Origin of the sequence: Pelomonas caseinilytica, assembly GCF_021353235.1 — a bacterium.
Classification (GTDB): Bacteria; Pseudomonadota; Gammaproteobacteria; order Burkholderiales; family Burkholderiaceae_C; genus Pelomonas; species Pelomonas caseinilytica.
The window spans coordinates 13,869-29,604 of the sequence record NZ_JAJTWT010000001.1; the positions used below are offsets into that span (position 1 = coordinate 13,869).

General features: G+C 72.1%; 18 protein-coding genes. 6 read left to right on the plus strand and 12 right to left on the minus strand.

Annotated features, from left to right (window positions below; genetic code table 11):
* Window positions 1–142 precede the first annotated feature (142 nt).
* The 3 genes from LXT12_RS00065 to LXT12_RS00075 are packed head-to-tail and all read right to left on the minus strand — an operon-like array spanning window position 143 to window position 1,992.
* A complete protein-coding gene (locus LXT12_RS00065; protein ID WP_233388250.1) occupies window positions 143–562 on the minus strand; it encodes an acyl-CoA thioesterase in 420 nt (139 codons plus the stop codon).
* A complete protein-coding gene (locus LXT12_RS00070; RefSeq protein ID WP_233388251.1) occupies window positions 559–1,203 on the minus strand; it encodes a YceH family protein in 645 nt (214 codons plus the stop codon). The genes LXT12_RS00065 and LXT12_RS00070 overlap by 4 nt, the downstream gene beginning before the upstream one ends.
* Before the next feature lie 6 nt (window positions 1,204–1,209).
* On the minus strand, window positions 1,210–1,992 hold the full coding sequence (locus tag LXT12_RS00075; RefSeq protein ID WP_233388254.1) for an SDR family oxidoreductase: 783 nt from the start codon (window positions 1,990–1,992) through the stop codon (window positions 1,210–1,212).
* 129 nt (window positions 1,993–2,121) lie between these two features.
* Here LXT12_RS00075 and LXT12_RS00080 point away from each other — a divergent pair, with 129 nt between their 5' ends.
* Window positions 2,122–3,792, plus strand: coding sequence for an electron transfer flavoprotein-ubiquinone oxidoreductase (locus tag LXT12_RS00080; RefSeq protein ID WP_233388255.1), 1,671 nt, complete (start codon window positions 2,122–2,124; stop codon window positions 3,790–3,792).
* Between the two features lie 34 nt (window positions 3,793–3,826).
* A complete protein-coding gene (locus tag LXT12_RS00085; protein ID WP_233389653.1) occupies window positions 3,827–4,675 on the plus strand; it encodes a DUF72 domain-containing protein in 849 nt (282 codons plus the stop codon).
* Here LXT12_RS00085 and LXT12_RS00090 read toward each other — a convergent pair whose 3' ends face one another.
* Window positions 4,676–5,290 carry an FMN-binding negative transcriptional regulator gene (locus LXT12_RS00090; RefSeq protein WP_233388258.1) on the minus strand — a complete coding sequence of 205 codons (615 nt, stop codon included), beginning with the start codon at window positions 5,288–5,290 and terminating at the stop codon, window positions 4,676–4,678.
* A 164-nt stretch (window positions 5,291–5,454) separates the two neighbouring features.
* On the opposite strand from LXT12_RS00090, the gene fdhD reads away from it, so the two are divergent.
* The gene (gene fdhD, locus LXT12_RS00095; protein WP_233388260.1) at window positions 5,455–6,222 is read left to right on the plus strand and encodes a formate dehydrogenase accessory sulfurtransferase FdhD; all 768 of its coding nucleotides are present in this window, start codon (window positions 5,455–5,457) and stop codon (window positions 6,220–6,222) included.
* Here fdhD and LXT12_RS00100 read toward each other — a convergent pair whose 3' ends face one another.
* Genes LXT12_RS00100 through LXT12_RS00120 form a run of 5 tightly spaced genes read right to left on the minus strand, consistent with a single transcriptional unit; the run spans window position 6,223 to window position 10,592 of the window.
* Window positions 6,223–7,062: an urease accessory protein UreD gene (locus LXT12_RS00100; protein ID WP_233388262.1), complete on the minus strand. Its 840-nt coding sequence runs from the start codon at window positions 7,060–7,062 to the stop codon at window positions 6,223–6,225.
* The gene (gene ureG, locus LXT12_RS00105; protein ID WP_233388263.1) at window positions 7,055–7,696 is read right to left on the minus strand and encodes an urease accessory protein UreG; all 642 of its coding nucleotides are present in this window, start codon (window positions 7,694–7,696) and stop codon (window positions 7,055–7,057) included. The genes LXT12_RS00100 and ureG overlap by 8 nt, the downstream gene beginning before the upstream one ends.
* Window positions 7,693–8,418, minus strand: coding sequence for an urease accessory protein UreF (locus tag LXT12_RS00110; RefSeq protein WP_233388265.1), 726 nt, complete (start codon window positions 8,416–8,418; stop codon window positions 7,693–7,695). Before LXT12_RS00110 ends, ureG begins: the two co-directional genes overlap by 4 nt.
* Window positions 8,360–8,977, minus strand: coding sequence for an urease accessory protein UreE (gene ureE / locus LXT12_RS00115; protein ID WP_233388267.1), 618 nt, complete (start codon window positions 8,975–8,977; stop codon window positions 8,360–8,362). The genes LXT12_RS00110 and ureE overlap by 59 nt, the downstream gene beginning before the upstream one ends.
* 25 nt (window positions 8,978–9,002) lie before the next feature.
* Entirely contained in the window at window positions 9,003–10,592 is a 1,590-nt protein-coding gene (locus LXT12_RS00120; protein ID WP_233388269.1) for an amidase, read from the minus strand.
* A gap of 70 nt (window positions 10,593–10,662) precedes the next feature.
* Between LXT12_RS00120 and LXT12_RS00125 the strand changes: the two genes are divergently transcribed.
* Genes LXT12_RS00125 through LXT12_RS00135 form a run of 3 tightly spaced genes read left to right on the plus strand, consistent with a single transcriptional unit; the run spans window position 10,663 to window position 12,089 of the window.
* Window positions 10,663–10,887 (plus strand): AbrB/MazE/SpoVT family DNA-binding domain-containing protein, encoded by a 225-nt coding sequence (locus LXT12_RS00125; RefSeq protein ID WP_233388270.1) that lies wholly within the window; start codon window positions 10,663–10,665, stop codon window positions 10,885–10,887.
* Window positions 10,884–11,267, plus strand: a complete 384-nt coding sequence (locus LXT12_RS00130; RefSeq protein ID WP_233388272.1) for a type II toxin-antitoxin system death-on-curing family toxin — start codon at window positions 10,884–10,886, stop codon at window positions 11,265–11,267. Before LXT12_RS00125 ends, LXT12_RS00130 begins: the two co-directional genes overlap by 4 nt.
* Window positions 11,268–11,276: 9 nt before the next feature.
* A complete protein-coding gene (locus LXT12_RS00135) occupies window positions 11,277–12,089 on the plus strand; it encodes a crotonase/enoyl-CoA hydratase family protein (protein WP_233388274.1) in 813 nt (270 codons plus the stop codon).
* Between the two features lie 2 nt (window positions 12,090–12,091).
* Here LXT12_RS00135 and LXT12_RS00140 read toward each other — a convergent pair whose 3' ends face one another.
* The 3 genes from LXT12_RS00140 to LXT12_RS00150 are packed head-to-tail and all read right to left on the minus strand — an operon-like array spanning window position 12,092 to window position 15,733.
* Window positions 12,092–13,279: an MFS transporter gene (locus tag LXT12_RS00140; protein WP_233388275.1), complete on the minus strand. Its 1,188-nt coding sequence runs from the start codon at window positions 13,277–13,279 to the stop codon at window positions 12,092–12,094.
* 4 nt (window positions 13,280–13,283) lie between these two features.
* Window positions 13,284–15,083: an arsenic resistance N-acetyltransferase ArsN2 gene (arsN2, locus tag LXT12_RS00145; protein WP_233388278.1), complete on the minus strand. Its 1,800-nt coding sequence runs from the start codon at window positions 15,081–15,083 to the stop codon at window positions 13,284–13,286.
* Window positions 15,080–15,733 (minus strand): aquaporin, encoded by a 654-nt coding sequence (locus LXT12_RS00150; RefSeq protein ID WP_233388280.1) that lies wholly within the window; start codon window positions 15,731–15,733, stop codon window positions 15,080–15,082. The genes arsN2 and LXT12_RS00150 overlap by 4 nt, the downstream gene beginning before the upstream one ends.
* Between the last annotated feature and the right edge of the window lie 3 nt (window positions 15,734–15,736).

Sequence of the window (15,736 nt, forward strand, 5' to 3'; positions counted from 1 at the left end):
TTCGAAGCGTGTCCGTGGCAGCGCGCGCTCTGGTATCGACCACGCAAAGCTGCGGGGGTCACTTGCCATCGTGTACCTTGTCCAGGCCAAGCGTGCTTTGGCGCTGGGTTCGCTTGTCAGCGCCAAGTACACCTTCCGCTGATCAAGCGACGATCTCCCGCACCCAGTCCGGCAAGGCGATGGCCTTGTCGGTCGCCGCGTCGAACCACAGCGTCGTCGCGCCGCCCTCGGCGTAGATGACATCGGGCTCGTCCGTGCGCTCCAGCGTGATCCAGGTCTCGAAGCTGGTGCGGCCCGGGTCGCTGACGTAGTGCCGTGCCAGCACCTCGCCGGGCGCCTTCAGCTGGCGATAGAAGTTGCAGAAGGCGTTGACGATGACCGGCCCCTGCCCGCCCGGGTTGGGCGGCGCGCCGATGCTGGCGAGCCAGTCGACGCGCGCGATCTCCAGGTAGCGGAAGTAGAGCGTGTTGTTGATGTGGCCCATCGCATCCATGTCGCCCCAGCGCATGGGGATGCGGCACTCGTAGGTGAGCTTCTTGTCGGCAGGGACGGCGTATCTCATGGCGCCATGCCCAGTTCCGCGGCCATGCGCTCGACGAGCTGGCGCAGCGACGCCACCTCGGCCTTCAGGGCCGCCAGCTCGGCCTTGTGCAGGGCCAGCTCCTCGTCGCGCGGCACCGCCGCGGCGCTGGCCTGCTCGACGGACGACACCGGCCCGCACAGCAGGTGGGCCCAGCGCGCTTCACGCGCCCCGGGCGCCTTGGGCAGCTTGACGGCGAACGGCGGCTCGCGCTGCGCCAGCTCGTCCAGGAAGCCCTCGACCGACGACACGTCGGCGAAGCGGTGCAGGCGCTCGGTGTTCTGCCGCAGTTCGGCGGCCGTCTGCGGGCCGCGCAGCATCAGTTGCGTGAGCAGGGCCGCGGCCGCGCCCGGCACGCCGGCGGCGCGCGCGAAGTTGTGCTCGTAGCGCACCACGCGGCTGCCGCTCACCGTGTTCACCAGGCTGAGGGACTTCAGCTCCTCCACGGCCGCCAGCACCTCGGCCTCGGACACGTCCATCACCGGATCACGGGCGGTCTTCTGGTTGCAGCCGGCGGTCAGCGCATTGGCCGACAGCGGATAGCTGTCGGGCACCGTGCTTTCCTTCTCGACGAGGACGGCCAGGACGCGCGCCTCCAGCGGGGTCAGGTCTCGCTTCAGCATCGCCGGTCAGACGCCGAAGCCGTCGTCGGCCTGGATGACGGCGCCGTTGATGAAGTGGCTTTCGTTGGCACAGAGCATCAGCAGCGCGGTGTCCAGGTCCTTGGGCTGGCCGACACGCTTCCTCGGCAGCAGCTCGACGAGCTTCCTGCCCTGCTCGGTGCCCCAGTGGTGATGGTTGATCTCGGTGTCGATGTAGCCCGGGCAGATGGCGTTGACGTTGATGCCGTATTTGCCCCACTCCAGCGCCATGGCGCGCGTCATGTGGATGACGGCGGCCTTGCTCATCGCGTAGACCCCGATCTGGCCGAGCACGCGCAGCCCCGCCATCGAGGCGATGTTGACGATGCGCCCGCCGATGAAGGTGCCCGGCGCCGCGCCGCGCGCCCGCGCCAGCATGCGCTTGCCCACCTCCTGCGCGACGAAGAAGGCGCCGCGGGTGTTGGTGTCCATCACGTAGTCGTAGTCGTTCTCGGTGACGTCGGTGAGGCGCTGCGTCGTGCTGACGCCGGAGTTGTTGATCAGGATGTCCAGCGTGCCGACCTCGGTCTCCGCATGCGCGACGGCCGCCTTGATGCTCGCCACGTCGGTGACGTCCAGCTGCACGACGTGGGCATCGCCGCCCTGCCCCTCGATCTCCGCGCGCAGGTCCTTCAGGCGTTCGACGCGGCGGCCCGCCAGCACGACGCAGGCGCCGGCCTGGGCCAGGGTCTTGGCGAACTGCTCGCCCAGGCCGCTGGACGCGCCGGTGATCAGGGCCACGCGGCCCTCGAGGTTGATGGAGTAACTCATGGGACTGCCTTGTGGATGGATTGCAGCGATCCTACCGGGCTAGAGCCTGGGCACTAAAAAAGCACGATCGTTCGATTCGTGGCCCAGCCTCTCTAGAATCGCGCGCAATTCACTATGCCGGAGACCTGCATGACGCCCGAAGAAATCCTCGCCCAGTTCGGCCCCCGCGAGTCCATGGAATACGACGTGGTCATCGTCGGCGGCGGTCCGGCGGGGTTGGCCACGGCCATCCGGCTCAAGCAGCTCAGGCCCGATGCCAGCGTCGTCGTGCTCGAGAAGGGCTCGGAGCCCGGCGCCCACATCCTGTCGGGCGCCGTGATGGACCCGCGCGCCCTGACCGAGCTGCTGCCAGACTGGAAGGAACTCGGCGCGCCGCTCAACCAGCCCGTCACGGGCGACGACGTGCTCTTCCTGGGCGAAGGCGACAGCAAGCGCACGCCCGACTGGCTGGTGCCGCGCAACTTCCACAACCACGGCTGCTACGTCGTGAGCCTGTCCGACGTGGTCAAGTGGATGGCCGGCCAGGCCGAGGCCCTGGGCGTCGAGATCTTCCCGGGCTTCGCCGCGGCCGAGGTGCTCTACGACGAGCAAGGCCGCGTCAAGGGCGTGGCCACCGGCAACATGGGCCTGGGCAAGGACGGCGAGCCGACCGACCACTTCCAGCTCGGCATGGAGCTGCTCGGCAAGTACACCATCTTTGCCGAAGGTGCCCGCGGGCACCTCGGCAAGCAGCTGCTGGCCAGGTACCGCCTCGCCGAGGGCCGCGACACCCAGACCTTCGCCATCGGCGTCAAGGAACTGTGGGAGATCCCGGCGGACAAGGCCCAGCCCGGCAAGGTGGTGCACACGGCCGGCTGGCCCATGCAGGGCGACACCTTCGGCGGCGGCTTCCTCTACCACCTGGCCGACAACAAGGTGACCCTGGGCTTCGTCATCGGCCTGGACTACGACAACCCCTTCCTCAGCCCCTTCGAGGAGATGCAGCGCTGGAAGACCCACCCGGCCATCCGCGCCCACATCGAGGGCGGCAAGCGCATCGGCTACGGCGCCCGCGCCATCAACAACGGCACGCCCCAGGCCCTGCCCAAGACCGTCTTCCCGGGCGGCGCCCTCGTGGGCTGCGACGCCGGCTACCTCAACGCCGCCCGCATCAAGGGCAGCCATGCGGCCATCAAGAGCGGCATGCTCTGCGCCGAGGCCCTGGCTCCGGCGCTGGAAGCTGGCCGTGCGCAGGACGAGCTCACCGCCTACCCCGAGGCCTTCGAGAAGAGCTGGCTGAACGAGGAGCTGCAGCAGACGCGCAACTTCAAGCTCTGGTTCAAGAAGGGCAAGACCACCGGCCAGCTGATGACCGGCATCGAGCAATGGCTGCTGCCCAAGCTGGGCGTCGCCAACCCGCCGTGGACGCTGCACAACCACAAGGCCGACCACACCGCCCTGCGTCCTGCGGCCGAGTGCCAGCCCATCGCCTACCCCAAGCCCGACGGCAAGCTGAGCTTCGACCGCCTGTCCTCGGTCTTCATCTCCAATACCAACCACGAGGAGAACCAGCCCTCGCACCTGACGCTCAAGAGCGACGCGGTGCCGGTGCAGGTCAACCTCGCGAAGTACGCCGGCCCCGAGAGCCGCTACTGCCCGGCGGGCGTCTACGAATTCGTGCCGGCCGAGGGCGGCGAGCGCCTGCAGATCAACGCCCAGAACTGCGTGCACTGCAAGACCTGCGACATCAAGGACCCGACGCAGAACATCGTCTGGGTCACGCCCGAGGGTGGCGGCGGGCCGAACTACGCCGGCATGTAAGCGCGCTTGCCTCGCCATCGCACTGACCGATAGACTGGATTTCCATCCAGTCATCGGCGGAGGCACCGTGAGCGCAGGAAAGATCAGGGTCGGCATCGGCGGCTGGAACTTCGAGCCCTGGCGGGACAACTTCTATCCCAAGGGCTGGCCGCAGGCGCGCGAGCTGGAGTACGCCAGCCGGCGCCTCACGGCCATCGAGATCAACAGCACCTATTACGGCGCCCAGAAGCCCGCCACCTTCGCCAAGTGGCGGCAGGAGACGCCCGAGGGCTTCGTCTTCTCGCTCAAGGCCATCCGCTTCGCCACGCAGCGCCGCGTGCTGGCCGACGGCGCCGACTCCATCCGCCGCTTCGTCGACAGCGGCATCGCCGAGCTGGGCGACAAGCTCGGCCCCATCGTCTGGCAGCTGGCGCCGACGCACCGCTTCGACGCGGCCGACCTGCGCGCCTTCCTGGACCTGCTGCCCGCCGAGGTCGGCGGCCTGAAGCTGCGCCACGCCCTGGACGTGCGCCACGCCAGCTTCCAGTGCCCGGAGTACCTGGCCCTGGCCCGCCGCTACAAGGCCGCGACGGTGTTCACCGAATCGGACGACTACCCCGCCATCGCCGAAGCGACCGGCGACTTCGTCTACACCCGCATCATGCGCACCCACGGCGACGAGCCGCTGGGCTGCAAGCCCGAGGTCTTCCCGCAGTTGGCCGCGTCGGCCCGGGCCTGGGCCGAGGGCGGCGAACCCGAGGGCCTGCCGCGCATCGAGCCGGCACCCGCCCAGGCCAGCGGCCCGCGAGACGTCTTCGTCTACTTCATCAGCGGCGCCAAGGAGCGCGCGCCGCATGCAGCCATGGCCCTGCGGCGGGCCCTGGGCGAGACGGTGGAAGGCTGATCAGCCCTCCAGCCGGGCCATCCACTCGGCCGTGTCGCGGTCGGCGGCGCGGTCTGAGGCCGCCAGGGCCTCGCGGATGCGCTGGCGCTCCACGGCGGCGCGGTTCTGGCTCATCTTGAGCTTGAGCTCCCAGCGCGTCACGCGGATGCGAAAGCCGACGATGGCGCCGAGCAGCTTGTGCTGGTAGTCCTCCGGCAGGCCGCGCCACTGCTCGGCATAGTCAGGCTCGAAGCGGCCGATCAGGCGCTTGAGCAGCGCGTCCTTGTCGGGGCCGCCGTCGATCAGCTCGACCTCGCCGTAAGCATGCAGGGCCGCGTAGTTCCAGGTGGGCACGTTCTTCACCGAGTCGTAGTGGCTCGGGCTCACGTAGGCATCGGGCCCGCTGAAGACGGCCAGCACGCGCCGCTGGGCCGACAGCCATCCCCAGTGCGGGTTGGCGCGCGCCATGTGCCCCTCCAGCACCAGGCCCTCGCCCGGCAGGGCCACCAGCGGCACATGGGTGCCGAAGCTCTCGCCCTGGGCGTCGGGGCCGATCAGCAGTGCCAGCGGCTGCTCGGCGATCAGGCGCAGGGCGAGGTCGTAATCGACCGATTTGAAGTGGGCGGGCAGGTACACGGAGCGATCCCGGAGCAGTCCAAGTTGGGGCGCCATCATCGCCCAGCCGCCCCGAGGAGGGGCGCCGCAGCGGCGCCCGCCGTTGTCATGCCATGGCCTCATGGCTCGCGAGGTGCGGGCCAGCTCCTATCATCCGCGGCCATGTACCGCACCCCGCTTCTGCCGTGACCGAGGCCCTGCTCAAGCTGCGTCCGGTGGGCGCTGCCGCCGACGAGGAAGTCGCCGTCGAACTGCCCGTCGCGTTGACCGTCAACGGCGTGTCCCAGGCCGTCATGCTGGCGTCGCCGGCCGACCTGGAGGACTTCGCCCTCGGCTTTGCGCTGGCCGAGGGCTGGATCACGCAGCCCCACGAGCTGGTCGACCTCGAGGTCGAGGCCCGCGCCGACGGCATCGAGCTGGCCCTGACGTTGACCGCCGCCCGCGAGCAGGGCCTGAAGCTGCGCCGCCGCCAGTTGGCCGGCCGTACCGGCTGCGGACTGTGCGGCCTGGAGAGCCTGGCCGATTTTTCCGCCCTGCAGCCGCCGCCGGTGCAGGCACCCGCGCTGGCCCCGGGTGCCCTCGGCCGTGCCATGGCCGCCCTGCCGCGAGCCCAGGTCCTGAACGCCCGCTGCGGCGGCCTGCACGGCGCCGCCTGGTGCGCGCCCGACGGCACGCTGCGCCTGGCGCGCGAGGACGTCGGCCGGCATAACGCCCTGGACAAGCTCATCGGCGCCCGTGCCCGCGAGGCGGTGCGCCGCGGAGCGCATGAGCCGGGCTTCGTCGCCATGTCCAGCCGCGCGAGCCACGAGCTGGTGCACAAGTCGGCGATGGCTGGCATCGGCCTGCTGGCCTGCGTGTCGGCGCCCAGCAGCCTGGCCGTCGCCACGGCCGAGCGCCTGGGCCTGCAGCTCTGGGCCTTCGTGCGCGAGGGCCGCGCGACGCGCTACGCCTGATCAGGTCGCCCAGATGCGCGGCGCACAGGCCGGCAGGGCCCACAGCCGTTCACGCCACAAGACCCTGAGCTGGCGCAGCGCAAGGGTCACGGTCTCGATGTCGTCGCCGGCCACGCGGGCCAGCAGCAGCGCCCCGGCCGGGCTGGCGAGATGGGTCACGCCCGACATCGGCGCCAGGGCTGGCAGCGCCCGGCTGTCGGCCAGCAGCACCTCGGCGTCGGGCAGCGCCTCGGTCTGGGCATAGACCAGGGTGCCGAGCACGCGCCGGCCCGCGAGGCCGCAGGGGCCGTCGAGCAGGGCCCGGTCCGCGGCGTCGAGCCGGCCGCGGTCCAGCCACAGGCCCTCGATCTCCAGATGCTGCAGCAGCCGCCCCGCGTCGAAGGGCTGGCCCGCGGCCGGCAGGCCCAGGCCCAGCACCTCGGTGGCGAAAAGGCTGCCGCCCGGCGCCAGGCCGAGCCTCACCTCGTTGTGCGCCAGACAGCCCGGGTAGGCCAGGGTCTCCTGGGGCAGCCATTCGAGGCGGGCGCCGGTGCCCACGCGCGCACGCACGGCCTGGGTGGCCTCGCCCGCGGTGGAGCGGTAGAAGCGCGTGGCAGCCGGCGTCGTCACGAGCAGGTGGGCGCCGGGCTGCACGTCGAGATCGACGTCGAGGCGGTCGCCGCCGACGAGCCCGCCGGGGGGATGCACGAGCACGGCATGCGCGACCGCCCCGCCCTCCGGGTACAGCGTCTTGAGCAGCCGCAGCGGCCCGTCGTGGCGCGCCTGCACGCGGGTCGCGCCGCCGGCATCGCGCTCGGCCCTGAGGGCCAGCCGCGCCGGCCAGCGAATGGCGTCAGCCAACGAGCAGGCCCCGCGTCTCGATGAAGCGCACCACCTCGTCCAGGCCCTCGCGGGTCTTGAGGTTGGTCATGACCCAGGGCTTGGTCGGGCGCATGCGGGCGGTGTCGCTGCGCATCACGTCGAGGTCGGCGCCCACGTGGGGCGCCAGGTCGGTCTTGTTGATGACGAAGAGGTCGCTCTTGGTGATGCCGGGGCCGCCCTTGCGGGGGATCTTCTCGCCGGCCGCCACGTCGATGACGTAGATGGTGAGGTCCGACAGCTCGGGGCTGAAGGTGGCGGCGAGGTTGTCGCCGCCGCTCTCGACGAAGACGATGTCGGCGTCGGGGAACTTCTCCAGCATGCGGTCCACGGCCTCGAGGTTGATGGAGCAGTCCTCGCGGATGGCGGTGTGGGGGCAGCCGCCGGTCTCCACGCCCATGATGCGCTCGGGCTCGAGCGCGCCGGCCACGGTCAGCAGGCGCTGGTCTTCCTTGGTGTAGATGTCGTTGGTGACGACGACGAGGTCCCAGCGCTCGCGCATCGTCTTGCAGAGCATCTCGACGAGGGTGGTCTTGCCGGAGCCGACCGGGCCGCCGACGCCGACGCGCAGCGGGGGCAGCTTCTTGCTGCGGTGGGGGATGGCGTGCATGTTCATGAGCGGAAGAGTCGGGAGTACTGCGTTTCGTGGCGGGCGCCATGGATGCCGAGCAGGGGCGCGAAGGCCAGGGGTTCGGGCGCGGCCAGCGCCGTCGCCACGGCCTGCGGGATGGCTTGCACGAGGCGTGCCAGCAGCCGCTGCCCGGCCGTCTGGCCCAGGGGCACGCAGCGCACGGCCGCCTGCATGAGGTTCTCGGCCCAGCCGAAGGCGACGGCGGTGACGGCCGGTTCCAGCGCGGCACCGCGCGCCGCGGCGGCCGCCCCCATGGCGACGGGCCAGGCCGTCGCCGGGGCCAGGGCCTGCAGCAGCGGCAGCACGGCGGCGTCGGGCACCAGGCCTTGCATCCAGACGAGCAGGCTGCGGCCCATCTGGCGGGCTTGCTGCAGGCTTTCGCTGGTCTCGCGCGTCTGCAGCACCCAGGCGTTGAGCTCGGCAAGGCGGGGGCCGTCGAGCGCCAGGGCGGCGGCGTGGGCTGCCGCGACCACCGGCAGTTCGGCGCGGGCCTGCACGAGTTCGAGCTGGCTCAGCAGCCAGTCCCCGGCACTGGCCTCGCCGTCGACGAGGCCGGCCTCGACCGCCGCCTCCAGGCCCTCCGAGTAGCTGAAGCCGCCCACCGGCAGGGCCGGCGAGGCGAGCCAGAGCAGGTGCAGCAGGGCGGGCTCAGTGGGAATGGCCATGCCCGTGGTCGTGGCCGTGGCCGTGCGGGTGATCGTGGCCATGGTCATGGCCGCAGCCGGGGCCGTGCACGTGGACCGGGATGGCCACCGGCTTGCCGGCGGGAGGTTCGGCATGGGCGTGGCCGTGGTGATGGCCATGGCCGGCGCCTTCGCCGTAGGCACCGCCCTCGGGCTCGAAGGCGGCCCGGGTTTCGGTCACGACGAGGTGCTGCCGGCGCAGCATGTCGGCCAGCACGGGGTCGGGCTCGAACTGCAGCAGCCCGGCTTGCAACTCCAGCGGCACGTGGCGGTTGCCAAGGTGGTAGGCGGCGCGCAGCAGGTCGAAGGGCGAGCCGTGCTCGGTGCAGTGGCGCACCTGCATGACGGGCTGGGCCGACGCGACGATGCGCAGCAGCGTGCCGTCCTCGGCGACGAGCACGTCGCCGCCGCGCAGGGCGGTGCCGCGCGGCAGCACGACGCCGATCTCGCGGCCGGTGGAGTCGGTGGCGGAGAAGCGGCTCTTGCTGCGCGTGTCCCAGTCGAGTTCGAGGACGGGGGCGCGCTTGACGAGCACGGCGGCGAGGCCGGACCCGCCGACGATGCGTTTAGAGGCGTGGATCATGGCGGCAGTGTGCACGACGGCGGGGTCAGGCCGCGGCCGTGGGCTTGAAAAGCGGCTGGCGGCGCAGGGGCGAACGGCGCTCGTAGTCGGCGGCCAGGGCCAGCAACTGCGCATCGGTCCAGGCCGTGCCGAAGAAGGACAGGCCCACCGGCAGGCCACTGACCTGGCCCATGGGCACGGTCACGTGCGGATAGCCGGCCACGGCGGCCGGCGTGGTGGCCGAGGGCGTGGTGTCCTGGTCGCCCTTGACGGGGTCGATGAGCCAGGCGGGGCCCGAGGTGGGCGCGACGATGGCGTCGAGCCGGTGCTTCTTCAGCATCGCGTCGATGCCCTGGGCGCGCGCGGCCCGCTGGCCTGCGGCGAGCGACTTCAGGTACTTGGGCGCCTTGAGGCCACCTGCCTGGACCGAGGCCGCCGCGGCCTCGAACCACTCCTGGCCGAACAGGGCCAGGGTTTCGGGATGGGCCTGGTTGAAGGCAACGAGGTCGGCGATGGTCTTGAAGGGGCCGGTGGGGGCGAAGTCGCGCAGGTAGCCCGCCATGGCGGCGGCCATCTCGTGCACCAGGACGTCCAGTTCGCCCGCACCCATGGCCGGCACCTGCGGCAGCGGTTCGCGCACAAGGGTCGCGCCGGCGGCCTCGAGCGTCTGGCAGGCGGCGTCGAACAGCGCGACCGTCGCGCGGTTGTGGCCTTCCACCAGGTTGACGGCCACGCCCAGGCGCTTGGCCTTGAGCGCCCCGGCGGGCAGTTGCAGCAGCGCGTCGCGGTCGAAACGCCCCTGCTGCGAGGCCGTCACCGGGTCGGCGGGGTCGACGCCGGCCAGGGCCCAGAGCAGCAGGGCCGCGTCGGCCACCGTGCGGCACATGGGGCCGGCCGTGTCCTGCGAGAAGGCGATGGGGATGACGCCGTGGCGCGAGACCAGGCCCAGCGTCGGCTTCACGCCCACCAGGCCCTGCACGGCCGCCGGCGAGGTGATGGAGCCGTCGGTCTCGGTGCCCACGCCCAGCAGCGCGAGGTTGGCGGCCAGGGCCGCGCCGGTGCCCGACGACGAACCGCTGGGCGTGCGGTCGAGCGCATAGGGGTTGAGGGTCTGGCCGCCGCGGCTGCTCCAGCCGCTGACCGAGGCCTTGCCGCGGAAGTTGGCCCACTCCGAGAGATTGGTCTTGCCCAGCAGCACGGCACCGGCCTCGCGCAGCCGCGCCACCAGCGTGGCGTCCCGGGGCACGGGCACACCGGCCAGGGCGATGGAGCCGGCCGTCGTGGCCATGCGGTCGTGGGTGGCGATGTTGTCCTTGACCAGCACCGGCAGGCCATGCAGCGGGCCGCGCAGCTTGCCGGCGGCGCGTTCGGCATCGCGCTCGGCGGCGATGGCCTCGGCGTCCGGGTTGAGCTCGATGATGCTGTTCAGCCGCGGGCCGTCTCGGTCCACCGCGGCGATGCGGGACAGGTAGCCCTGCGTCAGCGTCAGCGCCGTGAGCCGCCCCTCGGCCATCTCGCGGCGGGCGTCGGCGGCCGTCAGCTCGGGCCAGCGGAAGTCGGGCGTGGTCATGACGGCGGTGGCGGCCGTGGCCGCCGACAAGGCCGGCGCGGCGCTCAGGAAGTTGCGGCGTTTCATGTCGGTGGGGGACGCTTGTGGTCGGGGAAGGCGAAGGTTAGTATTACAGACGTTATAACGGAGTCAATCCATGAGCGCACTGAAACTCACCCAGATCGGCAACTCGGTCGGCGTCATCCTGCCCAAGGAGGTGCTGGCGCGGCTGAAGGTGGAGAAGGGGGATGTGCTCTACCTGACCGAGGCCGCCAACGGCGTGACCCTGACGCCTTACGACCCGAGTGTCGAAGAGCAGATCGAAGCGGGCCGCGAATTCATGCGCGAATTCCGCGACACCTTTCACCAACTCGCCAAATGAGCTGGGTCTGGATTGATCGTCGAGCGCTGGAACTGCTGCACGGCGAAAGCCTGCGCGAGCATGGCGGCGCGGCGGGGCTGCGGGACGAGGGCCTGCTCGAATCCGCCCTCGCCCGCCCCGGCAACCTCGCGCATTACGGCGAGCCGGACGTGTTCGACCTCGCCGCCAGCTACGGCGTGGGCCTGGCCAAGAACCATCCTTTCGTCGACGGCAACAAGCGCGCCGCATTCCTGGCCATCGGCCTCTTCCTTTTCCTGAACGGCAGGCGCCTGACAGCGTCCCAGGCGGACGCCACCCTGACCATGCTCGCCGTCGCCGCCGGCGACACCGACGAACCCACCCTCGCGCGCTGGCTGCGCGAGCACACCTCTGCCCGCTGACCCGACCCCATGCAGCTCGACACCCTCACCGTCTCCGTCCAGGACCGCATCGCCACCGTGCGCCTGAACCGCCCCGACAAGGCCAATGCCATGAACGCCACGATGTGGCAGGACATCCGCCGCGCCTTCGACTGGGTCGACGCCCAGCCCGAGGCGCGCGTGGCCGTGCTGGAGGGCGAAGGCCGCCACTTCACGGCCGGCATCGACCTGTCGATGATGATGGGCCTGGCGCCGCAGATCCAGGACCCCTGCGACGGCCGCACCCGCGAGGCCCTGCGCCGCGTCATCCTCGACATGCAGGACACCCTCACCAGCCTGGAGCGCTGCCGCAAGCCGGTGCTCGCGGCCATCCACGGCGCCTGCGTGGGCGGCGGCATCGACCTCGTCTGCTGCGCCGACATGCGCTACTGCAGCGCCGACGCCTACTTCTCCATCAAGGAGATCGACATCGGCATGGTGGCCGACGTCGGCACGCTGCAGCGCCTGCCCAAGCTCATAGGCAGCCAGGGCCTGGTGCGCGAGCTGGCCTACACCGGCCGTCGCGTGGAGGCGGCCGAGGCGCGCGAGATCGGCCTGGTCAACCGCGTGTTCGACAGCCGCGAGGCCTTGCAGGCCGGCGTGCGCGAGGTGGCAGCGGCCATCGCCGCGAAGTCGCCGCTGTCCATCCGCGGCACCAAGGAGCAGCTGAACTACGCCCGCGACCACTCCGTGGCCGACGGCCTCAACTACATCGCCACCTGGAACGCCGCCATGCTGATGAGCGAGGACCTCACCCAGGCCATGATGGCCGGCAAGGGCGCGGCGCCGAGCTTCCGCGACTGAGCTCAGGCCGCCGCGGGCGGCGCGTCGGCGTGCCGGCCGCCCACCCGGATGAACGCCAGGGCCGCCAGCGCGCTGAGGGACAGCGCGGCTGAGCACCACAGCGCGGCGGCGCCGAAGCGCACGAGCAGCAGGCCGAACAGCCAGGGCGCCAGGGCCTGGGCCAGGCGCGCCGGCATCACCAGCAGCCCCTGGCGCTGCCCGTAGCCCGCAGCACCGAAGAGGGCCAGCGGCAGCGTGCCCTTGGCGATGGTGAGGATGCCGTTGCCGGCACCGTGCAGCAGCGCGAAGGCCGCCGCCGCTGGCGCACCCAGCAGGGCCAGCAGCGCCGCGCCCAGCGGGTGCATGAGGGCCGCCGCCCGGGCCGAGTGCAGCGGGTGCAGGCGCCGCAGCACGCCGAACTCCAGCAGCCGCCCCGCCACCTGGGCCGGCCCCACCAGCGCGCCGATGGCCACCGCCGCCCCCGGCGCGGCGCCCAAGGCGTCGAGCAGGCGCGGCAGGTGGGCGGCCATGGCGGTGCTGACGAACCAGGTCACCGCAAACACCCAGGCCAGCAGCGCGGCGGTCCGCAATGGCGGCGGTGCATCCGCCCGGGGCGGTGGCAGCTCGCTCCGGGCGGGCTCCGCGGCTGCCCCGGCGCGCGGCAGCCAGGCATTTAACGGCAGGCCCACGACGAGATGCAGCGCTGCCCAGGCCCAGCAGGCGCCGCGCCAGCCCCAGATGTGCTCGAGCGCGGCCGTCAGCGGCCAGCCCACCGTGCTGGCGAAGCCGGCGATGAGGGTGATGCCGGTGATGGCGCCGCGTGCCTCGTGGCCGTACAGGCGCACCAGCGACGCGAACGCCGCCTCGTACAGGCCGCTCCCCATGGCCGCGCCCATCACCAGCCAGGCGGCAAACAGGCTCACGGGCCCGCTGGCCAGCGCCATGGCCGCCAGGCCCAGCGCGAACAGGCAGCTCGTGGCCATCAGCACGGGCCGGCCGCCCCAGCGGTCGATGCGCCGGCCCGAGTGCGGCCCCACCAGGGCCGACACGACGAGGGCCGCCGAGAAGGCGGCGAACACCGTCGGCTCGGCCACGCCCAGCTCGCGCGCCGTCGGCCGCGCCAGCAGGGCCGGCAGGTAATACGACGAAGCCCAGGCCAGGGTCTGGGCGACGCCCAGCGAAGCGACGACGCGCATCCGGGTGGAGCCCATCACTTCAACCGCAGCAGCGCGGGGCCGCCACCACCTTCGGCAAGGCCGCGACGGCCGGTGCCGGCCCGCAGCAGCCCGAAGCCGTGCCCGCCTCGGCCGGACCGGCGGAGCACACGCCGGTCTCGGGCAGCTCCAGCTCGACGCGATCAGCCGCCGCGAGGTCGCCGGCCAGCGCCGCGACGACCGAGCGGGCCTGCTCGAAGCCGGTGGCCATCAGGAAGGTGGGCGCGCGCCCATAACTCTTCACGCCGACGGTGTAGAACCCGGGCTCTGGATGGGCCAGCTCGCGGTGGCCGTGGGGGCGTACCGTGCCGCAGCTGTGCAGGTTGGGGTCGACCAGCGGCCCCAGGGCCTCCGTCGACTCCAGCCATGGATCCAGCTTCAGGCGCAGTTCGGCGGTCAGCGACAGGTCGGGCCTCTGCCCGGTGGCGCAGACGATCTCGTCGATGTCCTCGACGGCGACCGGCTGCCCCTGCGCATCCAGGCCGCTCACGCGCAAGCGGTCGCCCATGCGCTCGACGCGATCGATGCGCAGGCCGCCGAAGAACTCCAGCGCGCCGCTGTCGCGCAGCCGCCGCAACGAGGCCCCCAGGGCGCCGCGAGCCGGCAGGGCGTCGGCGCTGCCGCCGCCGAACACGCGCTGCAGCACCGGCGAACGCACCGCCCAGGCCAGGCGCGTGCCCGGCGACGACTTCGCCAGTTCGGCCAAGGCCAGCAAGGCGTTCGCGGCCGAATGGCCGGCGCCCACGACCAGCGTGCGTTTGCCCTCGTAGCGGCTGCGCAGGGCACCGGCCACGTCCGGGATGCCGTAGAAGATGCGGTCCGCCGCTTCGGCCTCGCCGAGGGCCTTCAGGCCGTTGGCGCCGAGGGGATTGGGCTGGTTCCACGTGCCGGTGGCATCGATGACGGCGCGGGCGCGCAGTTCCTGTTCCCGGCCGTCCTGCACATAACGCACCAGGAAGGCGGCAGCTTCGCGGCCGGCGGTCTTGACCTTGTCCAGCCCCTCGCGGCTGACGGCCGTCACCCGGGCACCGAGCTTGAGCGAGGCAGCCACCTGCGGCAGGGCGGCAAAGGGCTTGAGCACGCGCTCGACGACCTCGCCGGCCCGCGGCAGCTCCGCGTCGGGCGGGGGCGACCAGCCGGTGGGCGCCAGCAGCCGCGCCATGGCGGCGTCGACGTCGAACCGCCACGGCGAGAACAGCTGCACGTGGGCGTAGTCGCTCAGGTTGGCGCCCACCTGCTCGCCGGCCTCCAGCACGACGAAGGGCAGGCCACGCTCGACCAGCTGCGCCACCGCCGCCAGGCCTACCGGGCCGGCCCCCAGCACCGCCACCGGCAGGCCGGGCTCGGCCGCCGGGGCGGACCGCAAGGGCAGCGCCATCAGCGCGGCGCAGGCGGGGCAGGCGCCCTGGAACTCCGCCGAGGCCTTGAGGGCCCGGGGCGCGTCCTCGATCTTCATGCGCTTGAAGCCGTACCGGGCGAAGTATTCCGGCGCCGTGACGGTCAGCAGGTAGATCGCCGCGAGGTCCCGCGCGCGGGCCTCCTGCAGCAGGCGCTCCACCAGCAGGCGGCCGATGCCCTGCCCGGCCAGGCCGGGGGCGACGGCCACGGAGCGCAGCAGCGCCACGCTGCCGTGGATCTCGGCGCCGGCGCAACCCACCACCTCCCAGCCGCTGACGGCCAGCAGGTAGGTGGCGAGGTGATCGCGGGCGCCCTCGGTGGGCAGCTTGTGGGCCCGCAGCAGGGCCTCGACGGCGGGCCAGTCGGACGCGCCGGCCTGACGCAACGTGATGGGTGTGTTCATGTTCGGGCCTGCTCCTTCAATGCACGGTCGACCCCCACGGCCAGGGCCGCACCCAGCAGTTCCGCGACGACGAAGGCCGGTGCGCTGGCGGGCGCGATGCCGGCGAAGCTGTCGCTGAACAGGCGGCCGAACACGGCCGCGGGGTTGGCGAAGGACGTGGAGGCGGTGAACCAGTAGGCGGCGCCGATGTAGGCCGCCACCATGGCCGACGCCCGGCCCGCGGGGGCGCGCAGGATGGCCAGCAGCAGGCCGAAGGTGGCCACGCCCTCGGCGATCCACTGGCCCGTGCCGCCACGGACCTTGGTGGAGAACTGCAGCAGGCTCATGTCGAACATGGCATGGGCCAGCCAGGCGCCGAGCATGGCGCCCAGCAGCTGAGCGGCGACGTAGCCGGGCAGCGCCGCCGCGCGCAGCTCGCCGCGCCAGGCCATGACCATGCTGACGGCCGGATTGAAATGGGCGCCGCTGACGGGGCCGAAGATTTCGATCAGCACATACAGCCCGCCCACCGTGGCGAGGGTGTTGGCCAGCAGCGCAAGCGCCACGTTGCCCCCCGCCAGGCGCTCGGCCATGACGCCCGAGCCGATGACGACGGCCAGCAGCAGCGCGGTGCCGATCGCCTCGGCCAGCAGGGGGCGCAACGGCGTCATCGC